Annotated in this window: 16 protein-coding genes and 1 pseudogene; 5 read left to right on the top strand and 12 right to left on the bottom strand. The window is 40.5% G+C overall.

Annotated features, from left to right (window positions below):
* Positions 1 to 9 precede the first annotated feature (9 nt).
* The 4 genes and pseudogenes from BLS33_RS25420 to BLS33_RS12780 all read right to left on the bottom strand — a co-directional run.
* A pseudogene (locus BLS33_RS25420) lies at positions 10 to 258 on the bottom strand (SdpI family protein); the annotation flags it as partial.
* 108 nt (positions 259 to 366) lie between these two features.
* Positions 367 to 1,185: a 3-keto-disaccharide hydrolase gene (locus BLS33_RS12790; RefSeq protein WP_394330903.1), complete on the bottom strand. Its 819-nt coding sequence runs from the start codon at positions 1,183 to 1,185 to the stop codon at positions 367 to 369.
* 103 nt (positions 1,186 to 1,288) lie between these two features.
* Positions 1,289 to 2,047 (bottom strand): 3-keto-disaccharide hydrolase, encoded by a 759-nt coding sequence (locus tag BLS33_RS12785; RefSeq protein WP_089889561.1) that lies wholly within the window; start codon positions 2,045 to 2,047, stop codon positions 1,289 to 1,291.
* Positions 2,048 to 2,065: 18 nt separating this feature from the next.
* Positions 2,066 to 3,118 (bottom strand): sugar phosphate isomerase/epimerase family protein, encoded by a 1,053-nt coding sequence (locus tag BLS33_RS12780; protein ID WP_089889558.1) that lies wholly within the window; start codon positions 3,116 to 3,118, stop codon positions 2,066 to 2,068.
* 157 nt (positions 3,119 to 3,275) lie between these two features.
* On the opposite strand from BLS33_RS12780, the gene BLS33_RS12775 reads away from it, so the two are divergent.
* Complete coding sequence (locus BLS33_RS12775; protein ID WP_089889555.1) at positions 3,276 to 4,979, top strand: GMC oxidoreductase; 1,704 nt, start codon at positions 3,276 to 3,278, stop codon at positions 4,977 to 4,979.
* Between the two features lie 127 nt (positions 4,980 to 5,106).
* Complete coding sequence (locus BLS33_RS12770) at positions 5,107 to 5,571, top strand: ASCH domain-containing protein (protein WP_089889550.1); 465 nt, start codon at positions 5,107 to 5,109, stop codon at positions 5,569 to 5,571.
* A gap of 100 nt (positions 5,572 to 5,671) precedes the next feature.
* On the opposite strand, the gene BLS33_RS12765 is transcribed toward BLS33_RS12770, so the two are convergent.
* The 4 genes from BLS33_RS12765 to BLS33_RS12750 form a co-directional block, all read right to left on the bottom strand.
* Positions 5,672 to 6,808, bottom strand: a complete 1,137-nt coding sequence (locus tag BLS33_RS12765) for a Gfo/Idh/MocA family protein (protein ID WP_089889547.1) — start codon at positions 6,806 to 6,808, stop codon at positions 5,672 to 5,674.
* Between the two features lie 65 nt (positions 6,809 to 6,873).
* Positions 6,874 to 8,103 (bottom strand): nucleoside permease, encoded by a 1,230-nt coding sequence (locus BLS33_RS12760; RefSeq protein WP_089889543.1) that lies wholly within the window; start codon positions 8,101 to 8,103, stop codon positions 6,874 to 6,876.
* A gap of 12 nt (positions 8,104 to 8,115) precedes the next feature.
* Positions 8,116 to 8,559, bottom strand: coding sequence for a DinB family protein (locus tag BLS33_RS12755; RefSeq protein WP_089889540.1), 444 nt, complete (start codon positions 8,557 to 8,559; stop codon positions 8,116 to 8,118).
* A gap of 28 nt (positions 8,560 to 8,587) precedes the next feature.
* Positions 8,588 to 9,583, bottom strand: coding sequence for a sugar phosphate isomerase/epimerase family protein (locus tag BLS33_RS12750; RefSeq protein WP_089889538.1), 996 nt, complete (start codon positions 9,581 to 9,583; stop codon positions 8,588 to 8,590).
* A 137-nt stretch (positions 9,584 to 9,720) separates the two neighbouring features.
* Between BLS33_RS12750 and BLS33_RS12745 the strand changes: the two genes are divergently transcribed.
* The 3 genes from BLS33_RS12745 to BLS33_RS12735 are packed head-to-tail and all read left to right on the top strand — an operon-like array spanning position 9,721 to position 13,015.
* The gene (locus BLS33_RS12745; protein ID WP_089889535.1) at positions 9,721 to 11,433 is read left to right on the top strand and encodes a GMC oxidoreductase; all 1,713 of its coding nucleotides are present in this window, start codon (positions 9,721 to 9,723) and stop codon (positions 11,431 to 11,433) included.
* Positions 11,433 to 12,080, top strand: a complete 648-nt coding sequence (locus BLS33_RS12740; RefSeq protein WP_089889531.1) for a gluconate 2-dehydrogenase subunit 3 family protein — start codon at positions 11,433 to 11,435, stop codon at positions 12,078 to 12,080. The genes BLS33_RS12745 and BLS33_RS12740 overlap by 1 nt, the downstream gene beginning before the upstream one ends.
* A 14-nt stretch (positions 12,081 to 12,094) precedes the next feature.
* Complete coding sequence (locus BLS33_RS12735; RefSeq protein ID WP_089889528.1) at positions 12,095 to 13,015, top strand: hydroxypyruvate isomerase family protein; 921 nt, start codon at positions 12,095 to 12,097, stop codon at positions 13,013 to 13,015.
* 104 nt (positions 13,016 to 13,119) lie between these two features.
* Here BLS33_RS12735 and BLS33_RS12730 read toward each other — a convergent pair whose 3' ends face one another.
* From BLS33_RS12730 to BLS33_RS12715, 4 genes are all read right to left on the bottom strand, one after another.
* A complete protein-coding gene (locus tag BLS33_RS12730; protein WP_089889525.1) occupies positions 13,120 to 14,487 on the bottom strand; it encodes a TrpB-like pyridoxal phosphate-dependent enzyme in 1,368 nt (455 codons plus the stop codon).
* Positions 14,488 to 15,200: 713 nt separating this feature from the next.
* Positions 15,201 to 17,690, bottom strand: coding sequence for a ribonucleoside-diphosphate reductase subunit alpha (locus BLS33_RS12725; RefSeq protein ID WP_089889522.1), 2,490 nt, complete (start codon positions 17,688 to 17,690; stop codon positions 15,201 to 15,203).
* 147 nt (positions 17,691 to 17,837) lie between these two features.
* Positions 17,838 to 18,827 (bottom strand): ribonucleotide-diphosphate reductase subunit beta, encoded by a 990-nt coding sequence (locus BLS33_RS12720; RefSeq protein ID WP_089889518.1) that lies wholly within the window; start codon positions 18,825 to 18,827, stop codon positions 17,838 to 17,840.
* 946 nt (positions 18,828 to 19,773) lie between these two features.
* Positions 19,774 to 20,136 carry a DUF4870 domain-containing protein gene (locus tag BLS33_RS12715; RefSeq protein ID WP_089889515.1) on the bottom strand — a complete coding sequence of 121 codons (363 nt, stop codon included), beginning with the start codon at positions 20,134 to 20,136 and terminating at the stop codon, positions 19,774 to 19,776.

Below are 20,136 nucleotides of genomic sequence, written 5' to 3'. Positions count from 1 at the left end.
CTGAGATTGTTAGTTTTTTGGCCTTCCGTTTTTATTGAATCGCCTTTTTAGCAATCTTTCACAATAGTAGATACCACCAACTCCGTATAAAAGCATGGCGAAAAGAGTAATAAGATTTGCCTTTTCAGGTAACCATATATAAACCAGTAGACCAAAAAACAATAGTAAAACTCCCAAATAGGTAAATATGGTAGCACTTGTTTTATTGGCGAATTCCCATACTTCTGGGCTTGACATGCTACGCCTTGTACGATAACCGTAAAACGATTTATATTTTTAGGAGGAAACCATTTCATGAGCACCCCTGTAGCAATAAAAATCACTCCATAAATGATGGTTTCAAGCAACTGTCCCCAATCCATAATATCACAACTCCCTTATCCAAATATTTCGGTAGCTTACACGACTGTTATCGCCGTGATCTTGGAGCTTAAGGGGGCCCTTGCCGTGCGAAGGGTTCTTAGGCCAGCCGATGTAAGGCGTAGTACCCTTGATTTCTACATGGTCTTGAATTAAAACACCATTGTGCAAAACGGTTATAATGCCCGATTTTATCTTTGCTCCATCTGCATTGAATGCTGGAGCATGGTAAATAACATCGTAGGTATTCCATTCTCCACTTGCCACTGAAGCCATTGCCAAAGGCACGTGTTGTTTATAAATTGACCCTACTTGTCCGTTTACATAGGTAGGGTTGTCATTTTGATCCAATACCTGTAACTCATAAAGACCGTTTAAAAAAATACCGCTATTTCCCCTATGTTGACCTTCGTCATTCACATCTTTGGGAGAGCGCCATTCAATATGTAATTGAATATCGCCAAAATGCTGTTTGGTTTCGATATCACCAGCCTTGTCTTTAACAGTCATACTGCCGTCATCGTTTAAGATCCAATTTGCCTCAGAACCGTCATTTGAACTTACCCAACCGTCTAAACTCTTACCGTCAAAGAGTACGATGGCATCGGATGGAGGGCTACCTAAATGTGAAGGCTCTACCCTCGGCACAGTAGGCTCATAAAATTCTGTCTCTTCTGGTTTCGTTGGCTCCGTTCCAGAATATTCTTCATGTACAATAACTTTATCTCCTTCCTCTTTGGGCGCCATTGGATCTACTTTTACTTTTTCTTGGCAAGAAACCATTGCCAATGTCGAACACAGTGTGAACAAAAAGAAATTTTTCATTTTTAGATAATTGGCCTTAAAATTCATTAGTACGATTAAAAAAAAAGACAGCCGCTACTTAAAGGCCATAACAACGCCTTTAGCATCGACTGCCGAATTCTTTTTAAAGTTGCTTTAATTTAATATTTCGAAAAGCGACGACATTTCCATGATCCTGGAGTCCAATTTTTCCGGTCTTGAACTTTGCAAAGCCTTCCCATTTTTCGAATTTACTTCCCTTTAACAGGGCTTCCAATTCATCGCCTCCAACGGGAAAGGTAGCCACTTCTACCCCATTAAGTACCGAACTCCCCTTATTGGTATTATGATCAATTGTGATAACACAAGTGTTCCATTCCCCGACTGGTTTTGTAGCGTCTTTTGATGGCTCCACTAAATCGTAAAGTGCCCCGGCCTGATGCGTGGTGCCATTTTTGGCATCGGGGTGCTTTTCATTGTCAAGCACTTGAATTTCCATTCCCGTGTGATAAGGCTTTTCGAATTTTTCATCGTCGTTAATACCCCAAAAGACACCACTATTGCCCGCTTCGGAAATCTTCCACTCCAGCGACAAGACAAAGTTAGTATACTCTTTTTTGCTAACGATATCTAAGATTTGACCCTTTTTTCGATCTGCAGGAGGATTAAAAACCAGAGCGCCATCTTCAATTTTCCAATAGGCTCCTGGATCGCCGCCCTGATAGATTTCCCAATCATCCAAAGAAGTGCCATCGAAAAGTGTTGTCCATTCATCCTCTGAATTCGTTTGACTCAAAGACTCCGTTGCCGGTTCTGTCGAAACATCGCCTGATTCTTTTTCCGCCTTGTCTTTACAACTGGCAACAGCTATTGCCATTAGTAAAACAACTCCTAGTTTTCTCATTTTTTTCAGTTTATAATTTTAAATTCCTAATATTTTCTTCAAAACAGATTTGTCGATTGCAGCTCCCGCAAAATCATCAAAAGTCTTCTCGGTCGCTTCAATAATATGGTCTTGAATAAAGATGGCTCCTTCGCGTGCACCTTGCTCCGGACTTTTAATACAGCATTCCCATTCCATAACTGCCCATACATCACAACCGTATTGGGTCAATTTCGAGAAAATAGTTTTAAAATCAATCTGACCATCTCCCAACGAGCGGTATCTACCTGCGCGATCGCCCCAATCATTGTATCCTCCAAAAGCTCCTTTCTTACCTGTAGGATTGAACTCTGAATCTTTTACATGAAACGAACGTATGAACTCGTGATAGTGGTCGATATACTCAACGTAGTCAAGCTGCTGCAGCACAAAATGACTCGGGTCATACAATATATTTACCCTTTTGTGATTTCCGGTCGCTTTCAGAAAGCGCTCAAAAGTATCGCCATCATGAAGGTCTTCGCCAGGGTGTATCTCATAACAAACATCAACGCCTTCTTCATCAAAGTGGTTCAAAATAGGCATCCATCGATTCGCCAGCTCTTCAAATCCCATTTCCACTAATCCGGGTGGGCGCTGTGGCCAAGGGTGCCATGTATGCCATAATAATGCACCTGAAAAAGTAGCATGTGCCTTTAGACCCAATCGTCGGCTAGCGGTTGCCGCCTTTTTCACTACATCTACAGCCCATTCTGTACGAGCCTTCGGATTATTCTTGACCTTATCGGGAGCGAAATTGTCGAACATAAGATCATAGGCAGGGTTTACGGCAACCAATTGCCCCTGCAAGTGCGTAGACAATTCCGTGATCTCCAAACCATATGAATTCACTTTACCTTTCAGTTCATCGCAATATGTTTGGCTCTCTGCAGCCTTATCGATATCGATTAAAAAACTTTCCCAAGTAGGTATTTGAATTCCTTTATACCCCAGATCAGATGCCCATTTACACATACCATCCAAAGAATTGAACGGTGCCTTGCTATCTACAAATTGTGCCAAAAAAACGGCCGGTCCTTTAATTGTTTTCATTTATATAGTGTTCTATTATGTTTCTATGTTTATTAAATTTGAGGTGTTATCTAAGAATAAATCCTATATTTATTTCTTGAAAATTCCCCTTTCTACCTTTTTCCTCGGGAAGTCATAAATATAGGAAAACCATCAGAATTAAAACAAGAAAAACAATATGAATCAAGAAGTAGAATATGATGCCATCGTTGTGGGCACTGGAATTAGTGGGGGCTGGGCGGCTAAAGAACTCTGCGAACAAGGACTAAAAACCTTGGTCTTGGAACGTGGCCCGATGGTAGAACATATCAAGGATTATAAGACCATGAACGATGATCCTTGGGATTATGAGCTCAAAGGCGAACTTTCAAAAGAAGACAAGAGAAAACAACATGTACAAGCTCGAATAGGCTGGGCTCCAAAAGAAGATAACAAGCATTTTTTTGTTAATGATTTAGATCACCCCTATGTAGAAACGAAACGCTTTGATTGGATAAGGGGATATCATGTTGGTGGCCGGTCACTTACTTGGGGCAAACAAAGCTATCGTTGGAGCGACATAGATTTTGAGGCAAATAAAAAAGATAAGATCGGTGTTGACTGGCCTGTGCGCTACAATGATATAGCTCCATGGTATGATAAAGTAGAGGTTTATATTGGAGTAAGCGGTCAAAACCTCGGCTTAAAACACCTTCCCGATGGAAAATTCCAACCCCCAATGGAACTTAATTGTGTGGAAAAAGACCTACAATCGTCGATGGAAAAGGAATTTGACGACGGAAGATTACTTACCATTGGCCGGGTTGCCCATATCACAGATAAGAAAGCAGATTTTGAAGGCCGACAGCCTTGTCAGTATAGAAATAGATGTTCGAGAGGTTGCCCATTCGGTGGCTATTTCAGTAGCAACTCTTCTACCCTTCCGGCAGCTGAACGCACGGGCAACATGACCCTCAGACCTAACTCCATCGTACACGAAGTCATTTATGACGATACTACGAAAAAAGCTACTGGTGTTCGAGTGGTTGATACTGAGACTCATGAAAAACTTGAATTTAAGGCCAAAGTTATTTTTCTATGTGCCTCATCAATGGCATCGGTCGGCATTTTACTACAATCAAAATCAGAACGTTTTCCTAACGGATTAGGTAATGATTCCGACGCCTTGGGAAGAGGCATCATGGACCATCATTACCAATTGGGGGCAAGTGCAAAAGTAGATGGCTATCTAGACAAATACTACAAAGGCAGAAGGCCTAATGGCTTTTATATCCCCCGCTTTGTCAACCTCGACGAAAAAACCAAACGCAAAGATTACATCCGTGGTTTTGGATACCAAGGTGGCGCAAGCAGGGGCGATTGGTCAGAATCAGTTGCAGAAATGAGCTATGGAGCAGACTTAAAGGAGGCCATTTTAAAACCCGGTCAATGGAATATTGGGGCGACAGGTTTTGGAGAGTTTCTACCTTATGATGATAATCGGGTGACCTTGAGCGCCACTGAAAAAGACAAATGGGGATTGCCGCAATTGGATTTTGATGTAGAATTCAAAGAGAATGAATACAAAATGCGGGAAGATATAAAAAAGGAAATAGCGGCCACGTTCAAAGCTGCCGGTTTCAAAGATATAGAAGTCTATGACAACGCAACTGGCCCAGGATTAGGAATACACGAAATGGGAGGAGCTAGAATGGGCCATAATGCGAAAACTTCGATTGTAAATAAACACAATCAAATTCATACCGTACCAAACGTATATGTTACTGACGGTGCTTTTATGTCTTCTTCGAATTGTGTAAACCCATCGCTAACCTATATGGCATTTACGGCAAGAGCCGCAAGCCACGCAGCGAAACAATTTAAAGCTGGTAAATTTTCGTAAAAAGAAGTTAGAGAACGTCAAGTTGATGGTATTAATCGATTATTCGCTTTAATTCACGGGTAATATTCTATTTTACCATTGCTTTAAAGAAATAAATAGACAAAAGTAATCGTATAGAAAAATAATAATGGACAACGCTTCGGCCAGAAATATGTGGGGAGATTTTTTAGATGCCCATCTCGAGTATGCTTTTGTAGATGCACCCAAAGTGATTCACTTCTGTGATAATGAGAAAGATGCCAATGATTGTGTGAGATTAGTCAAAAAAGGAATTAAAAAGGCCACTTCCCCCTCACTGCTCGGATTGCAGTGTCGTCAAGAACCCTTGCCAAAAATTGGGGATTTTATGATTATTACCGATTGGGAAGGCTCGGCACAATGTATCGTAAGAACAACATCGGCGAGGCTCAGACCCTATTTTAGCATTGATGCTGCTTATGCCCGACTCGAGGGTGAAGGAGACCTAAGTCTCGAATATTGGAAACGTGTACATTGGGATTATTATGAGCGGGAGCTACGACCTTTTGGGCGCGTACCCCGAGAAAGCATGATTATCGTCTGTCAAGAGTTCGAGAAGGTTTTTGAGCGTTAACGAATAGCTTAGAAGTAATAATTCGAGAGAACTTTTCTTTCTATAAAAAAAACCCGTCGACTTTAAAAGTCGACGGGTTTTTTTATAGGACATTTTTCTACTATTCCATGTCTACCCAAACATTTCCACCTTTATGCGATGCCACCGTAGCTTCAATAAAGTTCATACCTCGAACTCCATCATGCATCGTCGGATATTCTCCATCGTTATATGCTTCGCCACGTATGGCTTTCGCAACACCCAAATAGATGTTCGCCATTGAATCAAAAATTCCTTCCGGGTGGCCTGCCGGCAACTTAGTTCCATCCAGTGAAAGTTCACTGTTATAGGCATGCCCTGGCTTATAAATTTGCGTTGGCTCGGTATCGCTCATTTTATAAAGGAAATTAGGGCGTTCTTGTTCCCATCGGAAAGCCGCCTTTTCCCCATAAATCGAAATAGCCAAACCATTTTCTTCCCCGGTAGCCACTTGACTTCCACGAATAACTCCTTTTACATAGTCACTCATACGGATGAGCACGGTACCGTCGACATCCATTTGGTTGTCTTCATACAGGTAATTGAAGTCGCATAACAATGATTTTATTTCAAGACCTGTAGTATATTCGATAAGATTAAAGGCATGTACCCCGATATCTCCCATACATGAGCTAATACCCGCTTTTTTCGGGTCTAGACGCCAAACCGTAGAACGCTGTGCTTTATCGTGAATGATAGGGTTGATCCACCCTTGATAATACCTTGCATCTATTTTATGAATTTTTCCCAAAGCACCCGCCTTGATCATTTCCCGCATTTGACGCACCATGGGATAACCGGTATAGGTATGTGTGAGTGCAAATATAGTTCCGGCTTTTTGGTGTGCTTCTTGAAGAATTTTGGCCTCGTCCAATGTTGTAGTCATCGGTTTTTCACAAATGACATGAAACCCATTGTCCAACAATTTTTTAGCCATTGGAAAATGTAAAAAATTTGGTGTTAGCACAGAACAAACTTGAATTCGTTCTTCTTTGGGAAGCTTCATTTCCTCCTCAATAAAAGTATCGAAGTCTTTATAGATCCTATTGGTCGGCACGTCGATTTCCTCTGCAAATCCAATGTTTTCCTTAAAATCGGGATTAAAGACCGCACCTGTAATTTGATAGTTGTCATTAATATGTGAAGCTACACGGTGCAATACTCCGATAAGGGAATCACCACCACCACCTAATATTCCTAATCTAATTTTTTTTGGCATATCCTATTTTAATTTATTTTTTAAAAATCTATTTAATATTTAAGGTTGTCAATTTATAAAATTTTCTAAGACTTATAGGCAATTTTCTCGTTTTTGAATAAAACGGCAAAGAGCAGAAAAACCAGAAATGCGAATCCCGCAGGATAAATCCAAATGGTATCCCAGCCATGGGAACCATCGACATTTAAATACATGTCGGTGATTTTTCCGGCCACCCAGAAACCAATCAACATGCCTATACCATAAGTTGCCAGTGTAATAAGCCCTTGTGCAGCACTTTTGTAGGTTTCCCCAGCTTTCGAATCCGTATATATTTGTCCTGAAACAAAGAAAAAATCGTAACAGATACCATGCAATCCTATTCCTAGGATCAAAAGGAAGGTGAACTCGCCAGCGTTACCATAGGCAAAGAGAAAATACCGCAATGTCCAAGCCAACATAGCTATCAAAATAGTATTCTTAAAGCCGAACTTCTTAAAGAAGTAGGGCAGTAAGAGCATAAATAGAATTTCGGAAATCTGGCCAATTGTCATCATTCCTGTTGGGTTTTGAAGACCTACCTCAACCAAAAACGGATTCGCATTCTGATAATAAAAAGCCAACGGAATACAAATCAGAATCGAGGAAACAAAAAAGACGAGAAAATTCTTATCACCCAGTAGCTTTAGCGCATCTAGACCCAGCATTTGAGAGAAGGACACTTTTTTAGAAGTATCTACCTTGGGCGGATTCTTGGGCAAGGTAAAAGAGAAAACACCCAGAATAGCCGATGAAATCGCCGCCATTAAATAGGTATTCTTCAGCATGCCTTCGGAGATGCCCGAAGGTGAATCCCAATGAAAGGCATAACTAATAATCAAACCGGCAACGATCCACCCCAAGGTGCCAAAAACACGAACGAACGAAAACTCTTTTGTAGGGTCTTTCATTTGATTGAATGCAACCGAATTTACCAATGCCAGTGTTGGCATAAATAAAATCATATAACCCAAAACATACGGATAGAAAACATCGAAACTTGAACTGCAGTACATTAAATAGAGCAAAGCCGCCCCTAAAAGATGTAAGATTCCTAAAATTCGTTCTGCGTTGAAATAGCGATCTGCAATCAGCCCTATAACAAAGGGAGCCAAAATAGCTCCCCAAGATTGTGTAGAAAAGGCCATAGCCGTTTGACCCGAACTGGCCCCTATATTGTTACCCAGAAAAGTCCCCATGGTAACGAACCAACTACCCCAGATAAAAAATTCCAAGAACATCATCACCGACAATTGTGTCCGCACCTTTGTATTCATCCGCTGTTGTATTTATCGTTTGTAAAAAATGTAATCCAAAGAAAGGGGTTCGAACCCGCTTTCTCTTAAATTCAAATTTATTTGACCTCTATGATGTGTAGAATGATTAATAATATGAAAAAGTATGTCGTGCAACGTATTGGTGAACGACATACCTTTTGAATTCTCATAGGCTATTCGCCTTTCAAAATCGTCGTCTTTTGACATAATCTCAAAAGAACTCCTTTGGTTGTCATAATGTATTTCTTCCCAATCGGTGATTGAATGTTCATGAAAGACCTCATATTTTGGTTTTAAATCATTCACTCGGGCGTTCCAAATATGATGTGCATTCAAAATATGGCTAAAAAGTTTTACACTCTTTTCAGGTAGCTCATCAATCTTTACGCATTCATCAATGATTTTTTTATTGCAATCGTAATTGTAATCAAAAAGTTGATTGAAAAATGCTTTCACGTGTATGGTTTTAAAACTAAAACAGGGGTCAGCTCAATTCTTTCGCCGCTTTGAGCAATAATTCCTTTGTTGCCAAAAGACCTGCCTCTTCCCCTAATTCACTTCCTTCGTATTCTACGCCAACGAAGCCTGTATAACCAGCATCTTTTACAATCTGGAGCATTTTCACATAATCGATTTCGGATTCATCTCCGTCAGCATCAAAGTTGTGTGATTTCGCACTCACCCCTTTAGCATAGGGCATCAACTCTTCAACTCCCTTGTAGAAATCGTATTGTTCTTCACAATCGCGACTGTCTTCCTTTCTTTTGATACAGAAGTTTCCGAAATCCGGTAATGTACCACAATTATCCATATTCGTGGTGGCCATGACGTCTGCCAACATAGCTCCGTTTGAGGAAAGTCCCCCGTGATTTTCTACTATAATATTGATGCTTTTCCCCTTGGCGTAAGCACCCAACTCTTTAAGTGACGCTACCGAATTGCTTTTCCACTTAACTGGATCGTTGGTTCCTGCCAAATTCACACGAATAGAATGGCACCCCATCGCAGCAGCGGCATCGACCCATCTATGGTGCTTTTCGATGGCTTCCTTTCTTTCTTTTTCATCATCGACCGCCAAATTTCCTTGGCCATCAATCATAATGAGTACATTTTTTAATCCGTGCTTTTTCGCCTCGGCATTCGATTTTTCAACAAAATTTGCCATCGCTTCTGGTGAATAATTTGCATCTGACAGTTCAGGGTTGTACAATTGACTCACATATTCCAAACCGGTAAATCCCCATTTTTTTGCTTTTTCTGCAAAAGTATAAGGATCCACCCCGTCATTTTTTATCATTCGATGTATTGACCATTGTGCCAAAGAGAGTTCAAAAAATGGCGATGCATCTTCCATGGTAGTTTGTGCACCAACGGCCTCTTCTGTATTCTCTTTTTTAGTTTGTTTGCAGGCATAGACCCCCAAAAGGGAAAACGCAATTCCGGCACGTGAACTATTTCGGATAAAATTTCTTCTCTTCATTTTATGTATTAGTTGATTGAATTCGAATTAATTATATTATTAACGCCTACTGGCGTGACTTCCTTAGAAAATAGGGCGTTTAAAAGTAAAGAATTAATTTTATATTTAATAAATTTAGCGGATAAACAATATTTCAAATGAGTAAATTTTATTATAACCAAGAGCAAGGCTCCTATGATGCAATTGTTGTCGGCACGGGTATAAGTGGAGGATGGGCTGCCAAGGAGCTCTGTGAAAAAGGATTGAAAACTTTGGTGCTTGAACGAGGCAGAATGGTCAAACACATCGAAGACTATGAAACGGCCAATATGGATCCATGGGATTTTCCGAATGCCGGAAAACCGACTCAAGAAGATATTGCCAAACAAGAGAAACAGAACAGAACGGGATATACGACGAACGCTGCGAGTAAAATGTGGTTCGTAAACGACTTGGAACACCCTTACAACGAAATTAGACGTTTCGACTGGATGCGGGGCTACCACGTAGGTGGGCGTTCGCTGCAATGGGGTCGTCAGAGTTACCGTTGGAGCGATATTGATTTTACGGCGAATCTGAAGGATGGTATTGCGGTCGATTGGCCCGTTCGTTATAAGGATATTGCCCCTTGGTATGCGAAAGTAGAAGATTATATAGGGGTCAGTGGTGAAGCACTCAACTTACCTCAATTACCTGATAGTAACTTTTTACCTCCCATGGAAATGAATTGCGTCGAAGAGCAATTCAAAAACAAAGTAATGGCAGGTTTCGACGACCGCGCCGTTACCATTGGTCGGGTCGCTCATATTACAGGGACCAAAGAATTTGACGGGCGTACCAAATGCCAATTTAGAAACAGATGCATACGCGGATGTCCTTTTGGAGGTTACTTCAGTAGTTTGTCATCGACCCTACCGGCTGCAGAAGCGACGGGAAACATGACTTTGCGCCCAGACTCTATAGTACACGAGGTAATGTACGATCCCGATACTAAAAGGGCCACTGGTGTTAAAGTTATTGATCGCATAACGAAGGAAACCCATGAGTTCAAAGCCAAAGTTATTTTTCTTTGTGCTTCGTCGATTGCATCGACCTCTATCTTAATGCAATCAAAATCGGATCGATTCCCCAACGGTATGGGTAACGATTCCGATCAATTAGGCCGAAACATTATGGACCATCATCTTGGCGTGGGGGCATCGGGGAATTTTGATGGTTTCGAAGATAAATATTATAAAGGTAGAAGGCCCAATGGGGTATATATTCCACGATTTAGAAACCTGGGCGGTGCTTCGGATAGAAAAGACTACAAACGTGGATTCGGATATCAGGGCGGAGCCAGTAGGGGCAATTGGGAAGAAACAGTGGCAGAACTCTCTTACGGAAAAGATCTTAAAGAAAGTGTACTCAAACCGGGAGGTTGGAGAATGGGTATTGGTGGTTTTGGGGAAGTGCTCCCTTATCAAGATAACAGAATGACCTTGGATTACGACAAACTCGATGGCTGGGGACTTCCTACGGTTACTTTTGATGCCGATTTACAGGAAAACGAATTCAACATGCGTAAAGATATGCAGCAATCTGCAGTAGAAATGTTGGAAAAAGCAGGATTACGTGATGTCGAAGGGCATGATGGACCAACTGGTTTAGGTCTGGGTATTCACGAAATGGGTACCGCTAGAATGGGACGTAGTAGAAAAACGTCGGTACTGAACGGGAACAACCAACTGCACGACGTGCCCAACGTTTACGTCACTGACGGGTCATTTATGACCTCTGCCAGCTGTGTAAACCCATCATTGACTTATATGGCATTTACAGCCAGGGCTGCAGACCATGCGGTTAAAGAACTTAAAAAAGGAAATATATAATGGATAGAAGAAAAGCACTCAAAAATATGGGCTTGGCGCTCGGTTATACGGTCGCCACTCCTACATTGATCAGCATTGTTCAAAGTTGTCAAAACGAAACCATTCTGGCATGGACCCCGGATTTCTTTTCTCAGGAAGAGGGAGCCGCACTGACCAAATTAGTGGATATTATTTTACCAAAGACCGACACTCCCTCTGCTTCAGAAGTTCAAGTAAATTTGTTTATCGATCGGTTCGCTGATCAAGTAATGGACAAGGAACAGCAAGACTTTGTTAAAATGTCGATGGGCAACTTCTTAAGCAAAGCCCAAAAAGACTCAGGTAAGGAAAAAATAGCCGATCTTTCATCGGAAGACTTAGAACCGGTATTGGCCAGTTCATTAAAGGTCTCCAAAGAAGATGAGACGAAATATTTCAAACTTATCAACGCCTATCAAAAAGCAGTTGCCAATGGTGAGCCCGCGGAGCTTGAAGAAGGAGTATCGCGTTTTGCATTTGCCAATAACCTAAGAGGATTGACCATCATGGGGTACAAAACCTCTGAATATGTAGGCGAAAAATTAATGGCCTATTTACCGATTCCGGGAGAATACATAGGATGTGCCGATTTAAATGAACTGACCGAAGGTAAAGCCTGGTCACTATAAATAAACAACCCATTTTGAAGAGAAGAAATTTTATACAAAAAACGGCCATTACCGGTGGAGCACTTTCGCTCGGAGGTGTAAGCTTGGCCGCATCGAGCAATTTGAGCATGAACGCACAAAAACATCAATTTAATTTAAAGTATGCGCCCCATTTGGGCATGTTTAAAAATCTTGCTGGCGATGACCCCATCGACCAAATCAATTTCATGGCCGATCAAGGGTTTACAGCCTTTGAAGATAACGGTATGATGAAACGCGACGTCGCTTTGCAGACCAAAATGGGTGAAACCTTGGCAAAACGAGGAATGACCATGGGTGTATTCGTAGTTGACAAAGGGGGCAACATGGCAAATACCCTTGCGGCTGGCAAACAAGAGTATATCGATATATTTTTGGACGGTTGTAAAAGAGCCGTTGAAGTCGCGAAACGCGTCAACGCTAAATGGATGACCGTAGTGCCTGGTGGATTCGAAAGAAAGCTGCCGATTGGCGTACAAGATGGCAACATTATCGAAGCATTAAAAAGAGGAGCCGAGATTTTAGAACCCCATGGATTGGTTATGGTACTTGAACCGTTATCCGATTCTCCCGACCTGTATTTACAGAATTCGGATCAAACCTATATGATATGTAAAGGGGTAGGTAGCCCATCGTGCAAAATATTGTTCGACATCTACCACATGCAAAAGACTGAGGGGCACCTTATTCATAATATGGATCTTACTTGGGATGAAGTTGCATACATTCAAATCGGTGACAACCCAGGACGTAAAGAGCCCACCACCGGCGAAATCAACTATAAGAATGTCTTTAAGTGGATTCATGAAAAAGGTTTTGACGGCGTTTTAGGCATGGAACACGGGAACTCAAAAGAAGGCAAAGCCGGCGAGCAAGCTGTTATCGATGCCTATATTCATGAGGATACTTTTATGTAGACATACATTATAAGCTTTATACTATAAAAAACAGCTACTTTACGTAGCTGTTTTTTTTGTGAACCATATTCCTTAAAAATTGAAATATCCTCAATAAATCTCTTTTAAGAGGGTATCTCGGGCGTATTCAATTTGGCAATGGAAGCATTGATTTCTTCCTGAGAAAGTTCATGTTTTACAATTTTTCCATCAAAATAGTCATCATAGGCCTTCATGTCAAAATTGCCATGACCACATAGATTGAACAGAATGGTTTTGCTCTTTCCTTCTTTTTTGCATTTTTCGGCTTCTGCAATTACCGTGGCAATGCCATGCGTGGCCTCTGGCGCGGGAATAATACCCTCCGTTTTAGCGAATAATACACCTGCTTCGAATACCTCAACATTGTCATGGGCTACGGCTTCTATAAGGTTATCTCTTAACAATTGGCTGACGATGACACCAGCACCGTGATAGCGCAAACCCCCTGCGTGAATAGGTGCAGGAACAAAATCATGGCCCAAAGTATACATCGGCAATAAGGGGGTCATGCCGCCTGTGTCACCAAAATCGTAACGAAATACGCCTCGTGTCAATTTAGGACAGGAGGTCGGCTCGCTGGCAATACATCGTATATTTCGACTTTCTTCGAAATTCAATCGTAAAAAAGGAAATGCAAGTCCCGCAAAATTAGAACCGCCTCCAAAAGGTGCAATAACAATATCGGGCATGTCACCCGCTTTTTCCATTTGCTTAATCGCTTCTTGCCCAATAATCGTCTGGTGTAATTTCACATGGTTTAATACGCTACCTAAAGCGTATTTGGTATCCTCACGTTGCGCGGCCATTTCAACGGCTTCGGAAATAGCAATACCCAAAGAGCCCGGACTATCGGGATCTTGGGCCAGTATCTTTCTGCCGGCTTCTGTCAAATTAGTCGGGGAGGCATAAACATTGGCTCCCCATGCGTTCATCATCGATTTTCTGTAGGGTTTATGATGGTATGAAAGTTTTACCATATAAACATCACATTCGAGACCAAAATGTTGACATGCAAAACTCAACGCACTGCCCCATTGCCCGGCCCCGGTCTCCGTAGTAATTCGTTTCACACCTTCCATCTTGTTATAATAGGCCTGTGGAACGGCCGTATTGGGCTTATGCGAACCTGAAGGACTCACCCCTTCATATTTGTAATAAATCTTGGCAGGAGTATCCAGTGCCTTCTCTAGCCCATACGCACGATACAAGGGTGTTGGTCTCCATAAGGAATATAGATCACGCACCTCCTCAGGAATGGAGATCCATTTGTCGGCACTCATTTCTTGTTCTATCAAGGCTTTCGGAAACAAAGGTTCAAGTGCTTCAGGCCCCAAAGGCTCTAAAGTACCCGGATGCAAAGGCGGCAAAGGCTTGTTTGGCATATCTGCCACAATATTATACCAGTTTTCCGGAATCTCATTTTCCTCAAGTGTGAATTTACGTTGCTTCATATTCGCTTTGTTTTATGAAATGGAATCTAAATATAAGAAATGTGGGTCGTATTTTTAGATGGGTCTTAGTCCGTTTTATCCAGTATCGAAAAAAATGACTCTAAGACTTCTACCTAAAATATGCCGAGAGAACAGAAAAAAGCGATTTTGGATTCACAGGACATCAATGAACATTTACCTTTTAAAGGTTTCAGTTAAAGAAATTCCTTAAAAATTTAACTTCAAACAGGTCATTTGATAAAATTTAACATTTGTTTTGTCTTAATTCACTTTTTTCATCATCTTTAATACGTTGTTAATCCGTATATATTACGTAATTCAAAAGTTTCGGGGCATGGACAATTATTTGATCATTCTGCTTATCTACATTGTGGTATATGCCTTATCAGTAGTGGTAAAGCCTTACATTGAAAAATAAAGTATTTTTGTTTTTATTTGGATACGCAGTACGCTTATTTCTAAAAGCCAGATTCCAGATTATAGGCAGCTAGCCGTTAAAATCCATTCTTCGAAGAATTTTATTTACCCCCCTTTTTATTACGCTCAAGAATTTCGTTTTCTTCCTACCGACAAACACAGCTACATTTTCTGCAAAAAATTATTCAAAATCATTATCATTTAAAAGAATCTTTTAATAGAAAAACCCCGGCGTATACCAGGGTTTTCAATCAATAATGTTATTGTGGAGCTATCTAATAATCACAACCTTGTAATTATGACCCGCACATTAAGCAGTCATCATCTGCTTGACCTTCTTTTGCCCGTGCAATCATTTCGCGCATTTCTTCTGCGGTCATAGGCTGTATATCTGTCTCGGCCGCCTGAGGTGATTCTGAAATCGCTGTTGGCTTTACTTCAATCGCCTTAGCGGCAGTTGGTGAAACGGAAACTACTTCGGCTTCCGCAGTTACGCTTACCGGCACTTCCTTTTTCTTGGTGTTATCCAAAGTAAATTTAATGGCATCTACAGCCGCCTTCGTACGCAGATAGTACATTCCTGTCTTTAAACCGCTTTTCCATGCATAGAAATGCATAGAAGTCAATTTTGAATAGTTTGCATTCTCCATAAACAAGTTCAATGATTGACTCTGGTCAATAAAGTACCCACGTTGACGGCTCATGTCGATAATATCTTTCATACTAAGCTCCCATACCGTCTTGTAGAGTTCTTTGATATCATCAGGAATATTATCAATGTGCTGTATGGAACCATTGGCCCGCATCAACTCTTGCTTCAGGTTCTCATTCCACAAACCTAAATTTACCAAGTCTTCCAACAAGTGCTTATTTACAACTATAAATTCTCCAGATAGCACCCTACGTGTATAAATATTGGATGTGTAAGGCTCAAAACACTCGTTATTACCTAATATTTGGGAAGTAGACGCCGTTGGCATAGGCGCAACTAATAGTGAATTGCGTACGCCGTGCTTTTTAACACTTTTACGAAGTTTGCCCCAATCCCATCTTCCTGAGAGCTCTTCATCTTTTATACCCCAAAGGTTGTGTTGAAATTCACCCTGTGAAATAGGCGACCCTTTATAAGTAGAATACACCCCTTCTTCTTGAGCCATTTCCATAGAAGCGGTAACTGCTGCAAAATATAAGGTCTCAAAAATTTCTTGGTTCAATTCTTTGGCTTCATCACTGGTAAAAGGCAAACGCAACATAATAAATGCATCAGCCAGCCCCTGAATACCCAAACCGATTGGCCTGTGCCGCATATTTGAATTTTCAGCCTCTTTTACCGGATAATAATTTCGATCAATAACACGGTTCAAGTTTCTTGTAACTCTCTTCGTTACCCGAAATAGTTCTTTATGGTCAAACTTGCCCCCTTTGATAAACATAGGTAGCGCAATCGAGGCCAAGTTACACACTGCCACTTCATCTGGTGAAGTATACTCCATTATCTCCGTACAAAGGTTGGAGGAACGAATGGTACCCAAATTCCGTTGATTGCTCTTACGGTTGGCCGCATCTTTATAAAGCATATAAGGGGTACCGGTCTCAATTTGTGATTCCAATATTTTCTCCCAAAGTTCTCGGGCCCTTACAGTCTTACGACCTTTACCTTCAGCCTCATACGATAGGTATAGTTTTTCAAATTCTTCACTGTGATGGTTAAAAAGCCCTGGACATTCATTTGGGCACATCAAGGTCCAACTTTCATTGGCTTCCACCCTTTTCATGAACAAATCAGGAATCCACATTGCGTAGAAAAGGTCACGGGCACGCATTTCTTCCTTACCATGATTCTTTTTCAAATCTAGAAAATCGTAAATATCGGCATGCCAGGGCTCTACATAGATTGCAAAGCTTCCTTTTCTTTTTCCTCCTCCTTGATCAACATAACGTGCTGTATCGTTGTAAACTTTTAACATGGGAACAATCCCGTTAGAGGTCCCATTGGTACCGGCAATGTATGATCCCGTAGCCCTTACATTATGAATAGATAATCCGATGCCCCCGGCCGATTGTGAAATTTTAGCGGTCTGTTTTAAGGTATCATATATTCCGTCGATGCTATCATCTTTCATCGCCAATAGGAAACAGGAAGACATTTGTGGCTTCGGGGTTCCTGAATTAAACAATGTCGGTGTCGCATGTGTAAAATACTTCTTTGACATGAGTTCATAAGTCTCCATAGCGGCTTCGAGATCACCTAAGTGAATCCCTATAGAAACCCGCATCAACATATGTTGCGGACGTTCGGCAATATTACCGTTCAATTTCAAAAGATACGAACGCTCTAAAGTTTTAAATCCAAAATAGTCATAGCCAAAATCGCGATTATAAATGATCGTGGAATCTAATTGCTCGGAATTTTCAGAAACTACCTTATAAACCTCATCAGACAACAAAGGAGCCTTCTTGCCTGTTCTGGGATTCACATACTCATATAAATCTTTCATGGTTTCAGAGAAAGACTTCTTCGTATTTTTATGTAAGTTGGAAACAGAAATTCGCGCAGCCAACTTTGCAAAATCAGGATGCGTAGTAGTCATGGTAGCCGCAATCTCAGCCGCCAAATTATCAAGCTCGGAAGTTGTCACCCCATCGTATAGCCCCTCAATAACACGCATAGAAACTTTGATAGGATCTACCAGTTCATTTAGGCCATAACATAATTTTCTTACCCTTGCCGTGATCTTATCGAACATCATCGGCTCTTTTCTTCCGTCTCTTTTTAATACATACATAATTTCTGAATTAAGGTGTTATGAATCAAGTAATTACAGCACATGTACAATACTCAACTCTGGGGGTTTTGATTTGTTTTTTACTATAAGGAAGACATCTTAAAAAGACATCTGTTAGTTCATTGTCATCCAAGCATGAGGAACCGACTAAAAATCAGCGTCAAAACTGATTTTCTGAGAATCTTCGTCCTTTTCTTTATTATTAAGAACTCCAGCTTTTTGATATTCCGATACACGTTTCTCAAAGAAATTCGTCTTGCCCTGAAGTGAAATCATATCCATGAAATCAAAAGGATTCGTTGAATTATATACCTTTTCACATTCAAGTTCGACCAAAAGACGATCTGTTACAAATTCTAAATACTGGGTCATAAGCTTGGAATTCATTCCAATCAGACTGGCCGGAAGAGATTCGGTTATGAATTCCCGCTCTATATCAAGAGCATTCGTCAAAATATCGGTAATTCGTGCTTTGGGCACTTTATTTATCAAATGTTTGTTATGCAAATGCACGGCATAATCACAATGCATACCCTCATCACGGGAAATCAACTCATTGGAGAACGTAAGGCCGGGCATCAACCCTCTTTTCTTCAACCAAAAAATCGAACAAAATGCCCCAGAGAAGAAAATACCCTCTACAGCGGCAAAAGCAATCAATCGCTCTGCGAAACTTGGGGAATCAATCCATTTTAGAGCCCAGTCCGCCTTTTTCTTAATCGCCGGAAAGTTCTCGATGGCGTTAAACAAAATGTTCTTTTCCTTTTCATCTTTCACATAGGTGTCGATTAGGAGCGAGTAGGTTTCTGAATGAATGTTCTCCATCATAATCTGAAAACCATAGAAAAATTTAGCCTCGGCATACTGCACTTCACTCACAAAATTTTCGGCAAGATTCTCATTTACAATACCATCGGAGGCTGCGAAAAAAGCCAATATGTGCTTGATAAAATATTGTTCGTCACCACTCAATTTGGTCTCCCAATCGGTAAGGTCTTGATGAAGGTCTATCTCTTCAGCAGTCCAAAAACAAGCCTCACATTTTTTATACCAATCCCATAGATCATGGTGTTTGATAGGAAAAATCACAAAACGGTCTGCGTTTTCGGTTAAAATGGGCTCTTCTGCTGTTGACATGGTGTTATAGTTTTTATTTTCTTTTTACTTAATTTTTTCGCCCAAAAGGCGATTGCGTTTTTCATTTCTCTTGTCTTACACTTCCGTTTTCTGATAAAGTGGAAGAGACAATTGGTATGTGCAATTATTTTAACCTTCGATAAGTTAGGGTGAAAATTACCTCACTGTCGGGATTAACAAAGATGGAAAATTATAGGCGATCGGGAAAGGGGATTCATACAATAAGGATACAAAGTTTTTAACACGATCTGTTGAAATGTAGCTTGGCAAGTGATGTTCATTGACCTTTTGGAAAGTATAAATATTTTAAAAAAAGGACTTAAAAAAAACAAACCAAAAAGTATATAAAAACATACTTTTTGGTTTAAAATTTTATTGCATTTTAATTGCCTCTCTTCTTAAGAGACTATTGTGTCACCATAAATTTTCACAAACTATGTAAAATGCTAATTTCAAGTAATTTATATACCATTTTTAAATGGTATAAATGACCTTCTATGATTTGGTTTCCTTCGTCGGTTATATATACTACTACCTCAAAGAAATGAGTATTGTATTAGGTAAGCGCCATACTTAAACAAGAAATCAGGCTTAAAAAAGCAATAGTAAGTAACACAACGTAAGTTATAATAGACTTCATGATTTGCGATGTTTACAGTTTATGTCGAAAAACATAAATGGTTAAACTTTTTAGGGGCTCCTAACGGCTCAGAATACGAATACGATTCAAAATGTTCATTCCCTTAATTCGAATACCAAGGTATCAAACCTTGTGCCAACATATTTTGAAATTGTATAATTGGCATCAAATTTTGTGTCAATTGCAAATAAGCAGATCCCTTTCAAAAAAAGAAGTCCATTTCCGACCTAGTAATGCAATCAAACATTACTTGCTGCAAAAAATCATGTGGAAAACTACCCTATGAATCGCTTCGATGCTTTTTACTTAAATGTTCTTAAACCACTCCTCATATTTCTTTCCTAAAATTGGAGCGGGCTTTTCTTTTTCGTTGATGGCGTTCATTAAGGCCATAATCCACATATAGAGTAACACGAATATGCCGATAATGTTGATAATCCAACCCAATATGGGAATGACACCAATAACACCAAGGGCAAGTCCGGTGATACAAAGTCCCAAAGACTGGCGGATATGATAGCTAGCGAAATCCTGTTTTTTATCATTATTCATTACGAAGGCGATGATTAGCCCAATAAATGTGATATAGGCAATTACCGCAATTCTCTTCGATTCTTCGTTTGCAGTTGCCGCTTCGGCATTTTGCGATTTGGTTCTAGTGGTTTCCAT

The organism is Kriegella aquimaris, from assembly GCF_900103215.1.
Lineage (GTDB): Bacteria > Bacteroidota > Bacteroidia > Flavobacteriales > Flavobacteriaceae > Kriegella > Kriegella aquimaris.
This window is presented reverse-complemented; position numbering and strand designations above follow the sequence as displayed.